At 32.8% G+C, this 14,073-nt stretch carries 14 protein-coding genes; 12 read left to right on the plus strand and 2 right to left on the minus strand.

Features of this window, described 5'->3' with window-relative positions:
• Window positions 1–125: 125 nt before the first annotated feature.
• The 8 genes from hprK (at window position 126) to whiA (ending at window position 7,715) form a co-directional block, all read left to right on the plus strand.
• Window positions 126–1,055, plus strand: a complete 930-nt coding sequence (hprK, locus tag ER639_RS07645; RefSeq protein ID WP_129065192.1) for an HPr(Ser) kinase/phosphatase — start codon at window positions 126–128, stop codon at window positions 1,053–1,055.
• Window positions 1,055–1,879 carry a prolipoprotein diacylglyceryl transferase gene (lgt, locus tag ER639_RS07650; protein ID WP_129065193.1) on the plus strand — a complete coding sequence of 275 codons (825 nt, stop codon included), beginning with the start codon at window positions 1,055–1,057 and terminating at the stop codon, window positions 1,877–1,879. Before hprK ends, lgt begins: the two co-directional genes overlap by 1 nt.
• Window positions 1,866–2,339: an acyltransferase gene (locus tag ER639_RS07655; RefSeq protein WP_129065194.1), complete on the plus strand. Its 474-nt coding sequence runs from the start codon at window positions 1,866–1,868 to the stop codon at window positions 2,337–2,339. Before lgt ends, ER639_RS07655 begins: the two co-directional genes overlap by 14 nt.
• Window positions 2,340–2,352: 13 nt before the next feature.
• Entirely contained in the window at window positions 2,353–3,765 is a 1,413-nt protein-coding gene (locus ER639_RS07660) for a tetratricopeptide repeat protein (protein WP_129065195.1), read from the plus strand.
• A 54-nt stretch (window positions 3,766–3,819) separates the two neighbouring features.
• On the plus strand, window positions 3,820–4,749 hold the full coding sequence (gene trxB, locus ER639_RS07665) for a thioredoxin-disulfide reductase (protein WP_129065196.1): 930 nt from the start codon (window positions 3,820–3,822) through the stop codon (window positions 4,747–4,749).
• A 134-nt stretch (window positions 4,750–4,883) separates the two neighbouring features.
• Window positions 4,884–5,786 (plus strand): RNase adapter RapZ, encoded by a 903-nt coding sequence (gene rapZ, locus ER639_RS07670; RefSeq protein WP_129065197.1) that lies wholly within the window; start codon window positions 4,884–4,886, stop codon window positions 5,784–5,786.
• Window positions 5,773–6,762 (plus strand): gluconeogenesis factor YvcK family protein, encoded by a 990-nt coding sequence (locus ER639_RS07675; protein ID WP_129065198.1) that lies wholly within the window; start codon window positions 5,773–5,775, stop codon window positions 6,760–6,762. The genes rapZ and ER639_RS07675 overlap by 14 nt, the downstream gene beginning before the upstream one ends.
• A gap of 2 nt (window positions 6,763–6,764) precedes the next feature.
• A complete protein-coding gene (gene whiA / locus ER639_RS07680; protein ID WP_129065199.1) occupies window positions 6,765–7,715 on the plus strand; it encodes a DNA-binding protein WhiA in 951 nt (316 codons plus the stop codon).
• A 163-nt stretch (window positions 7,716–7,878) separates the two neighbouring features.
• On the opposite strand, the gene ER639_RS07685 is transcribed toward whiA, so the two are convergent.
• Together ER639_RS07685 and clpP are read right to left on the minus strand one after the other, a co-directional pair.
• Entirely contained in the window at window positions 7,879–9,276 is a 1,398-nt protein-coding gene (locus tag ER639_RS07685; RefSeq protein ID WP_129065200.1) for an alkaline phosphatase, read from the minus strand.
• Between the two features lie 132 nt (window positions 9,277–9,408).
• The gene (gene clpP, locus ER639_RS07690; protein ID WP_129065201.1) at window positions 9,409–9,993 is read right to left on the minus strand and encodes an ATP-dependent Clp endopeptidase proteolytic subunit ClpP; all 585 of its coding nucleotides are present in this window, start codon (window positions 9,991–9,993) and stop codon (window positions 9,409–9,411) included.
• Between the two features lie 222 nt (window positions 9,994–10,215).
• Between clpP and ER639_RS07695 the strand changes: the two genes are divergently transcribed.
• The 4 genes from ER639_RS07695 (at window position 10,216) to ER639_RS07710 (ending at window position 14,067) form a co-directional block, all read left to right on the plus strand.
• Window positions 10,216–10,482: a glutaredoxin family protein gene (locus tag ER639_RS07695; RefSeq protein ID WP_240664010.1), complete on the plus strand. Its 267-nt coding sequence runs from the start codon at window positions 10,216–10,218 to the stop codon at window positions 10,480–10,482.
• 131 nt (window positions 10,483–10,613) lie between these two features.
• Window positions 10,614–11,657: a sugar-binding transcriptional regulator gene (locus ER639_RS07700; protein ID WP_129065202.1), complete on the plus strand. Its 1,044-nt coding sequence runs from the start codon at window positions 10,614–10,616 to the stop codon at window positions 11,655–11,657.
• Between the two features lie 102 nt (window positions 11,658–11,759).
• The gene (gap, locus tag ER639_RS07705) at window positions 11,760–12,773 is read left to right on the plus strand and encodes a type I glyceraldehyde-3-phosphate dehydrogenase (protein WP_129065203.1); all 1,014 of its coding nucleotides are present in this window, start codon (window positions 11,760–11,762) and stop codon (window positions 12,771–12,773) included.
• A gap of 103 nt (window positions 12,774–12,876) precedes the next feature.
• Complete coding sequence (locus ER639_RS07710; protein ID WP_129065204.1) at window positions 12,877–14,067, plus strand: phosphoglycerate kinase; 1,191 nt, start codon at window positions 12,877–12,879, stop codon at window positions 14,065–14,067.
• The last annotated feature ends 6 nt before the right edge of the window (window positions 14,068–14,073 follow it).

Here is a 14,073-nt window from a genome sequence, read left to right on the forward strand (position 1 = left end):
CTAGGGTGAAGACTACTATAGTTCTCATCCTAGTTTTTTATGTTTGTACCATTGGATTTTCTGAATCAATTGTAATATTTTAAAACTTTCATTAAAATTAAAGTAATGAAAATTGGAGGCGTCATATGATAACGAGTAAAGCATTGTGCGAAAAATTTGATTTACAATATATTGCGGGTGATTTAAGTGAAACTCATCAAGTACAAAATACAAACATTTCACGACCTGGTCTTGAAATGGCAGGTTACTTTTCACACTATTCATCAGATCGTATACAAGTATTAGGGACTACAGAAATTTCGTTTTTTGAGATGCTCTCAAAAGAAGAAAAAGTTGATAGAATGCAAAAATTATGTCGTAAAGAAACACCTTGCATCATCATCACGAGAAACATAGAACCACCAGTTGAATTAATTGATGCATGTAATGAAAAAGGTACACCTTTACTATTAAGTAAAGATGCGACGACAAGTTTAATTAGTAAATTAACAAGTTATTTAGAACATGAATTGGCACCTACAACGAATCTTCATGGTGTATTTGTTGATGTTTATGGCGTTGGTGTCCTAATTACAGGAGATTCTGGTGTTGGTAAAAGTGAAACAGCATTAGAACTTGTAAAGCGTGGTCATCGATTAGTCGTTGATGATAATGTCATTATTAAAGAAGTTTCTAAAAATGTGTTGATGGGCTCAGCACCTAAATTAATTGAACATCTTCTAGAAATTCGAGGATTAGGTATTATTAATGTGATGACATTGTTTGGTGCAGGAAGTATCTTAACTGAAAAGCGCGTGATGCTTAACATCAATTTAGAACTTTGGGATAAAAATAAAGTCTATGATCGCGTTGGACTTGTTGAAGAAACGTTAAGTATTTTAGATTCAAAGATTACTAAAAAAACAGTACCTGTCCGACCTGGTCGAAATTTAGCTGTTATTATTGAAGTTGCTGCAATGAATTACAGACTCAATAAATTAGGTATTAATACAGCGGAAGACTTTAATAATCGCTTAAATGCACAAATTAAAAGCCAAAGTGAGGGGATGATTTAATGCCGTTTAATCCTGTTGCATTTGAATTAGGTCCTTTATCGGTGCGATGGTACGGCATTATCATTGCATTTGGCATATTAATTGGTTATTTAATTGCTCAAAAAGAAGCAAAGAAAAAAAACTACCAAGAGGAAACATTAATAGATGTGGTGATTTGGTCTGTCATCATTGGTATTATTTGTGCACGTATTTATTATGTCACGTTTGAATGGTCGTATTATAAAAATCATCTTTCTGAAATTCCGATGATTATGAATGGTGGTATTGCAATTCACGGAGGACTTATCGGTGCGTTAACAACTGCGTTTATTATTACTAAACGTAAAGGTGTTTCATTCTTCCATTTAGGTGATATCGCTGCGCCAAGTATTATTTTAGCGCAAGGTATAGGCAGATGGGGGAACTTTATGAATCAAGAGGCGCACGGTGGCGAAGTAAGTCGAGGATTTTTAGAAAGCTTACATTTGCCAAATTGGTTGATCAATCAAATGAATATTGAAGGGACTTATTATCATCCAACATTTTTATATGAATCGATTTGGAATGTCATTGGTTTTATTATATTAATCAGTTTAAGAAAGCATCTTAAAATAGGACAAACATTATTGAGTTATGCCATTTGGTATTCAATCGGTCGCTTCTTTATTGAAGGTATGAGAACGGATAGTTTAATGTTGACGGAACATTTAAGAATGGCGCAGATGATTTCCATTGTCATTATTATATTAAGTATTGGTATTATGCTTTATCGTCATTTCAAGTACCAATTACCACAATATAAAAATGTAAATCATCCTTATGGTAAAGATTATGCGAAACTATAAACAATATAAAATTGAGGGACCGAATAGCATATGGCAAATGTATCGAACGATTTCTTTTTTTAAAGTTGCCTATCAGTTTATAATTATTGAATGTTCAAGAATATGTCCGTCTGTTAAAGTAAAGCATTTCTTATATACAAAATGTTTGAAAATGAAACTTGGGAAACACACATCATTTGCATATAAAGCTATGCCAGATTTAATGTTTCCAGAAAATATTACCATCGGTGACAATTGTATTATTGGTTATAATGCAACATTACTTTGTCATGAATACTTGGTAGACGAGTATCGTATAGGAGAAATTAACATAGGTAATCATGTGTTGATTGGTGCCAATGCGATTATCCTGCCAGGGGTAACGATTGGAGATCATGCAAAAGTTGGTGCGGGGTGTGTTGTAACGAAAGATGTTCCAGCTGGCGCTTTATGTTATGGCAATCCGATGCAAATAAAATAAAGGGGGAATAGTAATGGAAAAAGTGATTGTACTGAATCAAGAAAATCATCATGTTCAAATCGGACAAAAGAAATTAAAACAACAAAATTATCAAGAAGCAATCACGCATTTTCAAATGGCTTTTTCTAAAAATCCCTCTTTTGAAATCTTAAAAAATTTATTGGATTGTTATAAGGCACTAAAACAATACAATAAAGCAGAAATGCTTGTATTTCATTATTTGGCAGATCATTTTGATGAATATGAATGCTTCTATGAATTGAGTCAAATTTATATTGGATTACGAAATGCGAATAAAGCCTTTTTATTTGGGATGTATTATGTTCAAATGGTCAATGATGAGTCTTACTTAGATGAAATGGCGACTTTATTTGAAGTGATTTATCATGACAAGGAAAGGGCAATATTTGAAAGCAAAGTCTTTGTAACGCAAATGGTTTTTCAAAATTTTTACGGTCAAGGTAGAATTGAAACGGCCCTTGATTTTATTGAAAACGCGCCATTTGAGGTACAAAATGAGTTTGATATAAGAAATTTAAAAGCAATGGCTTTACTCTTTTTAAGTCGTTATGATCAAGCTTCAAAAATGTTAGTACAGCTACTTGAAGAAAGAGAATACGATATTAACGCATTATGCCATTATACGCTTTTACTATATAACACACATCAAACAGAACGTTATGATCAATTTTTAAAGAAATTAACCAAATTGACACCAATGAATGACGATGAAAGATTAAAATTAGGTATTGTCCTGAGTTATTTAAGTGAATATGAAAGCTCGAAAGACTTGTTATATCCGCTTTATAAAAAAGGGATTCAGAGTGCACAATTACTTTATTCATTAAGTAAAAATTTATTTTACCTTGATGACGTCGACCAATCTGAAACATTATTTCAAGCATACAAAGCACTTACTAATGCACAACAACCAAGTCCAAAAGAACGATTTGAGCAAGAACAGATGGTTAACGAAAAAATATATCCATTAGTAACACATATTGATTTACATCATCGTTTATTAGGGATTTATTATATTTCTAAATATAAAGATCAATCTATTTATATTACAGATGAAATATGGGATGTATTAGAAAACATGTCTGATTTTGAGACGTTGTATTTATCTTTTATATTTAATAAACTTACTGTTAAAAAGACAGGATTTATACATGAAGGATTAGTAAAATTAGATCAACTCAACCCCAATTATGACGCGCTATTCATATACTGGATTGATAAAGCTTCTGCTATCATAGCAGCTAAATTACCTTTAAAATATAAATCCGCTTATATTGCAGCAACGTATTATTTATTTGAATCACAAGAAAGAAGTATTACTAAAAAGGAAGTAATCAATGAATTTGATGTAACGATGTATCAATTTAATAAAGCATTATTATTGTTTAAGCAAAATGATATATAAGTCATTTAAAAAAGTGTATAGTAACAGTACATATTATTGATGGAGGATATAACAATGACAGAAATTCAAACTTATGATGTAATAATTGTTGGTGCTGGTCCAGCAGGGATGACCGCAGCAGTATATGCATCACGTGCAAATTTAAAGACTGTGATGATTGAACGTGGTATGCCTGGAGGTCAAATGGCAAACACTTCAGATGTAGAGAATTTCCCTGGTTTTGATATGATATCTGGTCCGGATTTATCTACGAAAATGTTCCAACATGCACAAAAATTTGGTGCAGAATATGCATATGGAGACATCAAATCTGTTACAGTTGAAGGTAACGATAAAATTGTTGACTTAGGAGATAAAAAGTTAAAAGCAAAAGTTGTTATTATTGCGACTGGTGCAGAATATAAAAAAATCGGTGTACCTGGTGAAGCAGAATTAGGTGGCCGTGGTGTATCTTATTGTGCAGTATGTGATGGTGCTTTCTTTAAACAAAAAGACTTAATTGTTATCGGTGGTGGAGATTCAGCAGTTGAAGAAGGTATTTACTTAACAAAATTTGCTGAAAAAGTAACAATCGTTCATAGACGTGATAAATTAAGAGCTCAAAAAATCTTACAAGATAGAGCGTTTAAAAATGAGCAAATTGATTTCATTTGGAATTCAACATTAAAGTCTATTAATGAAGCGAATGGTAAAGTAGGTTCAGTCACTTTAGTTGATAACGAAGGAAATGAATCAGAAGTTAAAGCAGATGGTGTATTTATTTATATAGGTATGCAACCTTTAACAAAGCCATTTTTAGATTTAGGCATTACAGATGAAGCGGGTTACATTGTAACGAATGAAGAAATGGAAACAAGTGTACCTGGTATTTTTGCAGCTGGTGACGTGCGTCAAAAGAAATTACGTCAAATCGTTACAGCAACAGGCGATGGTAGTATTGCTGCACAAAATGCACAACATTATATTGAATCACTATTAGATTAAAACTTTGATGTAATTTTTTTATAATAATGAAATATTAAATAAAATAATTTTAAAAATAGATACGCGAGACGCGTGTCTATTTTTGTGAAATTGTGTAAAATGATAATGAACATTACTACTTACTGGAGGATACCATGACACATACAGATGAGAAAATGAAAGAATTAGTAATTGTAACAGGTATGAGCGGTGCAGGAAAATCTGTAGCAATTCAATGTTTAGAAGATTTAGGGTATTTTTGTGTCGATAATTTACCACCAATTTTATTGCCTAAGTTTGTGGAATTGATGGAAGGGAATAATCCATCTTTATCGCGTGTCGCGATTGGTATTGATTTACGTGGTCGTGATTTCTTTGAAAATTTAAGAGAAGAAATTCAAAACATTGATGCAAAAGATGTGATCGTTAAAATATTATTTATTGAGGCGAATGACAATGTACTTGTTACACGTTATAAAGAAACTAGACGTACTCATCCAATAGCAGATGGTAGAACGCCACTTGAAGCCATACATGAAGAAAAGAAATTATTAGCAGATATTCGTGGTATTGCAAATGAAATCATAGATACTACTGATTTGAAACCAAAAGACTTACGTACAAAGGTTATTGAGTTATTTGGACAAGGAAAAAATAATATCTTTAGAATTAATGTTATGAGTTTTGGCTTCAAGCATGGTATTCCAATTGATGCAGATATCGTTTTTGATGTTAGATTTTTACCAAATCCATACTATATTGAAGCATTAAGACCTTTAACGGGTATGGACATTTCAGTATATGATTATGTAATGAAATGGAAAGAAACAGATATCTTTTATCATAAATTGATGGACTTATTAAAATTTGTGATTCCTGGTTATATGCGTGAAGGTAAATCACAAGTTGTGATTGCGATAGGTTGTACTGGTGGACAACATCGTTCCGTTGCACTTGCAGAGCGTATTGGACATGATTTAAAGGATTTCTTTGATTTTGAACTCAACACCCATCATCGTGATGCCTTAATAGAAGGTAAGTTGAGTGAGACGCCTTAAACTTTGTTTAATCGGTGGTGGAACAGGTCTTTCAGTAATGGCACGTGGGCTAAAGCATTATCCTGTAGATATAACAGCGATTGTTACAGTTGCTGATGATGGGGGAAGTACAGGTAAGATTAGAGATGTTATGGATATCCCGGCACCTGGAGATATTCGTAACGTTTTAGCGGCCTTAAGTGATGTTGAACCGTTACTTGAAAAGTTATTCCAATACCGATTTAAATCAGAAGCATTAGGTAATCATCCAGTAGGCAATTTAATGATTGCTGCGATGACTGATGTGACAAGTGACTTTGGTCATGCGGTAAGTGAGCTAAGTAAAATATTGAATGTAAAAGGAACTGTCATTCCATCAACCAATACAAGTCCAATATTAAATGCGATTATGGAAGATGGAGAAATCGTTGTTGGTGAATCACTGATACCATTAAAAAACAAAAAAATTGATAGTGTATTTTTAACACCGTCACATATTAAGGCAATGGATGAAGCTGTAGATGCAATTAATGAAGCGGATTTAATTGTCTTAGGACCAGGAAGCTTATATACAAGTATAATTCCGAACATTGTATTAGAAGATATAGGTCAAGCTTTGATACACTCTGAAGCTAAAAAATTGTATGTTTCTAATATTATGACACAACCAGGGGAAACGACTGGATATACTGTATCTGATCATATAGAAGCCATTCATAAACATGTTGGAGAACCTTTTATACAATTTGTTATTGCTAATATTGAAATGTTGAATGAAAATATTACAAAAAATTATATTGCAAGAAATGCAACACAAGTTGCATGCGATATTGGTGCAATAGATGCATTAAATATTAAGCTGATTACAGATCCTGAACTTGTTTCAGTAAACATGGATCATATGGTTAGACATAATAATGAAATACTTGCAGAGATGATTTATGAACTTGCTCTGAGTGAAATTAGTACGATAGAGTTCAAAGAGGGTGAGGATTAAAGATGTCGTTTGCTTCTGAAATGAAAAATGAATTAACGAGAATAGAAACAGATGAATGTTGCATGCGTGCAGAGTTGTCTTCTTTAATTCGTATGAATGGTAATTTGAGTATCCAAAACATGAAATTTGTGATTAATGTGCAATCTGAAAATGCTGCAATTGCACGACGCGTGTACAGTTTAACAAAGAAAATATTTGGTGTTGAAATCGAATTGCTTGTTCGTAAAAAAATGAAATTAAAAAAGAACAATGTATACATTTGTCGTATTAAAATGAAAACAAAAGAAATTTTAGATGAACTTAAAATATTAAAGGATGGTCAGTTTATGCAAATGATTCATCCTGATTTGATTCAAAATGAATGTTGTAAAAGAAGCTACTTACGAGGTGCATTTTTAGCAGGAGGATCAGTAAATAATCCTGAAACTTCATCGTATCATTTAGAAATATTTTCACTTTACGAAAGTCATTCATTAGATTTAACGGCTTTAATGAATGCATATGAATTAAATGCTAAAACATTAGAACGTAAAAAGGGATATATCACTTATTTAAAAGAAGCTGAAAAAATTTCAGAGTTTTTAAGTATTATCGGTGGGTATCAAGCGTTGTTAAAGTTTGAAGATGTACGTATTGTAAGAGATATGAGAAATTCAGTTAATCGACTTGTCAATTGTGAAACAGCGAATTTAAATAAAACAATTGGAGCTGCTTTAAGACAGGTTGAGAATATTAAATTAATTGATCAAGAAATAGGGATAGAAGAATTACCTGTAAGATTAAGAGAAATTGCAAAGTTAAGAGTTGAGCATCAAGAGGTTTCATTAAAAGAGTTAGGAGAAATGGTTTCATCAGGTACCATTTCAAAATCAGGAGTGAATCATCGATTAAGAAAACTTGATGAAATCGCAGAAAAACTACGCAATGGAGAAACAATAGATTTAAAAAAATGAGGACGGGACAAAAGTGTTCAGCAACAAGTAAAAACCGAATAAGAACCAAAATCATACTTTATTTTGAGTGATTGTGAGGTTGTTTACCGCAGTTGCTGCTTTTGTACCACTGATAATACGAAAAACGAGGTAGAGACATGATGTCTCTACCTCGTTTTTCGTATTATTTTAAGAATGAGAAAATGTGTTTTGCGTTGTTAGTATTTTCTTGTGCACCACGGAATTTTTCGCTACCAGGACCATAAGCATATACATGAACTTCTTCACCAGTATGTACTAATGAACCCCAACCAGCATTTGCACGTTTGTCTACAATTTTGTTAATTGCAAACATAGTTTTTTGTTGATCTTTCGCTTTTGCAGCATCAACAATTGCAGCACGCTCTTCAGCTGTAACGTCTTCGATTTTGATGTTGTCATTGATTAATTTTTCAATATCAGCACCATCTTTAGTTAATTCAAATGATAAACCTTCTGAAGTCATTTTCATTTTATCAACAATTTGTGGGTGGAATTCATAATCTGAACCAGATCCTACTGATAAACCACCAGTTGCGTGGTCGGCTAAAGCGATAACTAAAGTGTTACAATCTTTTTTAGCGAATTTCATTGCTGATTGATATGCTTTATCGAAAGCTTGAATTTCACTCATCATACCAGTTAAATCATTTGCATGACCTGACCAATCTACTTGAGAGCCTTCAACCATTAAGAAGAAACCTTTTTTATTTTTAGATAATTTTTGAATTGCAGCTTCAGTCATATCTTTTAATGCAGGCTCTTTTGCAGGACGATCTTTATCTTTTGCCATTGCACTTGGTGCAAATAAACCGATTACTTTAGAAGATTTATCCTTTTTTAATTGAGCTGCTGAAGTAACATAGCTGTACCCAGAGGCTTTTAATTTATTAACTAAGTCTAATTTCACTTTGCCATCTTTATCTTTTTGTTTGAAGAAGTCAACACCACCACCAAGCATAACATCTACTAAGTGTGTTTTACCTTTGATTTTTTTAACCATTTGTTTTGCGATGTCCATTTCTTCTTTACGAGAAGCTTGGTGAGATGCAAAAACTGCAGGCGTTGCATGCGTTAATTCACTTGTAGCAACTAAACCAGTTGATTTACCAGCTGCTTTCCATGCTTCTAATACAGAACGTACAGGCTTTTTATTTTTGTCTACTGAAATTGCACCATTGTAAGTTTTTACGCCAGTTGCTAATGCAGTACCAGCCGCACCTGAATCAGTAATATTTAATTTAGGATCATCACTGATTGTGAAGTGTGAACCAACAAGATAGTCATCAAAAGATAAACGAGATAAACCAGCCTTTGTTGTATCATCTTTGTAATAACGGTAAGCACCTAATTGAGAAACACCCATACCGTCACCAATCATTAAAATAACGTTTTTAGGTGTTTTTTTGTTACATGTAGCAACTTTAGTACTTTTAGAAACTTTCGCAGATGCGTTCACATCATTTGCAAAAAAAGGTGTTGCTGTTGATAAAACAGTTGTTGCAACTAATGTAGATGCAGCGATTGACTTAATATTTACCATGAAAAAAAGCCTCCCAAATATTTAAGAATAATGATTACTCATTAAATATAGCAAGGCTTTGTAAATTTGTTGTTTGAATTTTGTAAATTAATTTTTAATAAAGTTTACTGTTTTGTAAATATTTTTATTTAATTAATGATTTGGATACATCACTTCATCAACTAGTCCATAAGCTTTAGCTTCTTCTGCTGATAAGAAATTGTCACGATCTGTATCACGTTCAATCGTTTCGATAGATTGACCTGTATTTTCTGCTAAAATTTTATTTAACTTTTCACGAGTTTTTAAAATGTGTCTAGCAGCAATTTCAATTTCAGTAGCTTGACCTTGAGCACCACCTAATGGTTGGTGAATCATTACTTCTGAATTTGGTAATGCAAAACGTTTACCTTTTGCACCTGCTGATAATAAGAATGATCCCATAGAAGCGGCCATACCTACACAAATTGTTTGGACGTCAGGTTTAATGTGTTGCATTGTATCATAAATTGCCATACCAGCAGTTACACTACCACCTGGTGAATTGATGTATAAGTAAATATCTTTTTCTGCATCTTGTGCTTGTAAAAATAATAATTGTGAAACGATAGAGTTTGCGACATTATCATCGATAGCTGATCCTAACATAATGATTCTATCTTTTAATAAACGTGAATAAATGTCATATGCACGTTCTCCACGGTTTGTTGATTCAATGACTGTAGGAATTAAGTTCATCTTCATCTCTCCTTTATTGATTTGATAATAATATACACTATAAAGTCAAAAATAGTCAAAGCATTTAGCTTATGTGAATTAACAATTGAAAGTTATAATGTAAGCATGTAATAAATTACGAAAGAAAATACATTTATAATCAATTTAATTATATGTTAATTAACAATTGGTGAAAATTAATATAAGAAGAAAAAATAATAATATGAAAATTGGGGAAATATTATGAATGAGAAACAAAGTAATAAGATGATTTTATTTACGCAACCGAATTGTGGCTTATGTGTTGATGCAAAAATTCAATTAGATTTGATTAAGGAAGAATTGAAATCTCAATCATTAGAAATCGAAGAAATAAATATCCAAACAAATGAAGATTTACTTCAACAATATATGTTAAGAGTTCCTGTATTAATATACCGTGATCATATCATTCAAGAAGGGAATATTGATTTTGTGACAGTTTTGGACAAACTTAAATCGCTTACATAAAAAATATTGAGATAATTATGATTAAATGACTTGATTATTAAATAGGGCCTTGTTATTATGTAAATGTAACGAGAGTTAGTTTTTGACCCATACGGGACAAAAGGAGTCCCAACTCTTGTTGAGGAGGACATATGAATCGATTATTTGAAATTCAAAAGAAACTGATGCCAGATATTTTGGATAAAATGTATCGTAGATTTATGATCTTATCCTCAATTCATACACATCAACCTATTGGTAGAAGAAATTTAAGTGAATATGTTGATTTAACAGAACGTGTTTTACGGACAGAAGTGGATTCCTTAAAGACATTTCAATTAATTCAAATTGATAAAAAAGGAATGACTGTAACAGAAGATGGTATTCAAGTGTTGAATGAAATGAAACAATATATGGATACATATATTGAAACAAAGCGTTTAGCACAAGATATTAAGTCTTTTTATGGCATTAAAGATGTCATTGTTGTAAAAGGGAATTCTGAAAAGGATCCATTAGTAAAGATTGCACTAGGAGAAACAACCAGTCAATATTTACAAAATATCGTTAAACATGATTGTTTTATCACAGTCACTGGTGGGTCTACCATGGCAAGTGTGGCCAATGAATTAAAACCGTTTAAGCATCATGTCACATTTACACCAGCTAGAGGCGGTTTAGGTGAGGATGTTGTGTACCAAGCCAATGCAATTGTTAGTACAATGGCAAAGCGATCAAATAGTACATTTCAAACTTTGTATGTACCAGATCAAGTTAGTGAATCAGCTTACCAAATGTTATTGAATGAACCGAGTGTTCATAAAAGTCTTAATGATATTAAACAAGCTGACATTGTAATACACGGTATTGGTGAAGCAATAAAAATGGCGAACAGAAGGCATTCAGATGAAACGTTAATTCAAACGTTAACTTATCAACATGCTGAAGGTGAGGCGTTTGGTTATTATTTTAACCAAAAAGGTGAAATCGTTTATAAAGTCAGAACAATTGGACTTCAATTAGATGACTTAGAATCGAAGGAGCACATTATAGCTGTTGCTGGTGGTAAGACTAAATCACGTGCGATCGCATCGTATTTAAATATTGCCCCAAAACAAACAGTACTTATTACAGATGAAGTTGCGGCAAAGGATATCGTGTCTTTATTACAGCTTCAAAAAGAAAAAAGCGAATAATAGTGTAAATATTTTTATTTTTATACTTTATTCATTATAATTAAATGGAATAAGAGGTTAACGCCTTTTAAATAACTTACACATTAAAGGAGGCCATTAATCATGGCAGTAAAAGTAGCAATTAACGGATTTGGTAGAATCGGACGTTTAGCATTTAGAAGAATTCAAGAAGTAGAAGGCATTGAAGTAGTAGCAGTTAACGATTTAACTGACGACAAAATGTTAGCGCACTTATTAAAATATGATACAACTCAAGGTCGTTTCAAAGAAGAAGTACAAGTTGTTGATGGTGGTTTCTTAGTAAATGGTAAAGAAATTAAATCATTCTCTAATCCTAACCCAGCTGAATTACCATGGGGTGAATTAGAAATCGATGTAGTATTAGAATGTACTGGTTTCTTCACAAGCAAAGAAAAAGCAGAAGCACACATCACTGCAGGTGCTAAAAAAGTATTAATCTCAGCACCAGCTACTGGCGACTTAAAAACAGTTGTTTACAATGTTAACCACGATATTTTAGATGGATCTGAAACAATCGTTTCTGGTGCTTCATGTACAACAAACTGTTTAGCACCTATGGCTAAAGCTTTACACGATAACTTCGGTATTATCGAAGGTTTAATGATGACAGTTCACGCATTTACTGGTGACCAAAATACATTAGATGCGCCACATGCTAAAGGTGACTTCCGTCGTGCACGTGCTGCTGCTAACAACATCGTTCCAAACTCAACAGGTGCAGCTAAAGCAATCGGTTTAGTTATCCCTGAATTAAAAGGTAAATTAGATGGATCAGCTCAACGTGTTCCAGTTCCAACTGGATCAGTAACTGAGTTAACTTCTATCTTAGAAAAAGAAGTAACAGTTGAAGAAGTAAATGCTGCAATGAAAGCTGCTTCTAACGAATCATTTGGTTACACTGAAGATGAAATCGTTTCTTCTGATATCATCGGTATTACTTATGGTTCATTATTTGATGCAACACAAACACGTGTTATGACTGTTGGTGACCACCAAATGGTTAAAACAGTTTCATGGTATGATAACGAAATGAGTTACACTGCTCAATTAGTACGTACATTAGAATACTTAGCATCTCAAGCAAAAGATTTATAATTGACGCGTAAGCGGGGGAAGATTACGCTTCTCTCGCTTCTTTTTATTCTTAAAGATTTATAGTAAGATAAACTTGAGTAAATAAATTTATGGGGGATTTATCATGGCTAAAAAAATCGTTTCAGATTTACAATTAAAAGATAAGAAAGTATTAGTACGTGTCGATTTTAACGTACCAATGAAAGATGGCAGTATTACAAATGATAACCGTATTGTTGAAGCATTACCGACGATTAAATACATTATCGAACAAGGTGGGAAAGCAATTTTATTTTCTCACTTAGGTAAAGTTAAAACTGAAGAAGACAAAGAAAAATTATCATTAGCACCAGTTGCAAAACGTTTAAGTGAATTATTAGAAAAAGAAGTAACATTCGTACCTGAAACACGTGGTGAAAAATTAGAATCTGCAATCGACCAATTAAAATCTGGGGACGTATTATTATTTGAAAATACGCGTTTTGAAGATTTAGATGGTAAAAAAGAATCTAAAAATGATCCTGAATTAGGTAAATACTGGGCTTCTTTAGGTGATGTGTTTGTTAATGATGCATTTGGTACAGCACACCGTGCGCATGCTTCAAACGTAGGTGTTGCATCTAACTTAGAATCAGCTGCTGGTTTCTTAATGGAAAAAGAAATTAAATTTATTGGTGATGTTGTTGCCAATCCAGAACGTCCATTCGTTGCGATTTTAGGTGGTGCGAAAGTATCAGATAAAATTGGTGTGATTGAAAACTTATTAAACGTTGCTGACAAAATTTTAATCGGTGGCGGTATGGCTTACACATTCTTAAAAGCACAAGGTAAAGAAATCGGACAATCATTATTAGAAGAAGATAAGATTGACCTTGCAAATGATTTATTAGCGCGTGCGAATGGCAAAATCGTTTTACCAGTTGATGGTTTAGTAACGAAAGAATTCTCTAATGACGGTGAAATTAAAGCAGTTTCAGTTGATGAAATTCCACAAGATTTACAATCATTAGATATTGGACCTAAAACAATCGAATTATTTAAATCAGAATTACAAGGTGCTAAAACAGTAGTATGGAACGGTCCTATGGGTGTCTTTGAAATGAGTAACTTTGCTAAAGGTACAATCGGTGTTTGTGAAGCAATCGCTGAATTAAGTGATGCAACAACAATCATCGGTGGTGGTGACTCAGCAGCAGCAGCAATGCAGTTAGGATTCGCTGAAAAATTCACTCACATTTCAACTGGTGGCGGTGCATCTTTAGAATATTTAGAAGGTAAAGTATTACCAGGTATCGATTCAATTTCAGAAAAATAAAAAGGG

The organism is Macrococcus sp. DPC7161 (assembly GCF_004117835.1).
Taxonomy (GTDB): domain Bacteria; phylum Bacillota; class Bacilli; order Staphylococcales; family Staphylococcaceae; genus SDSC01.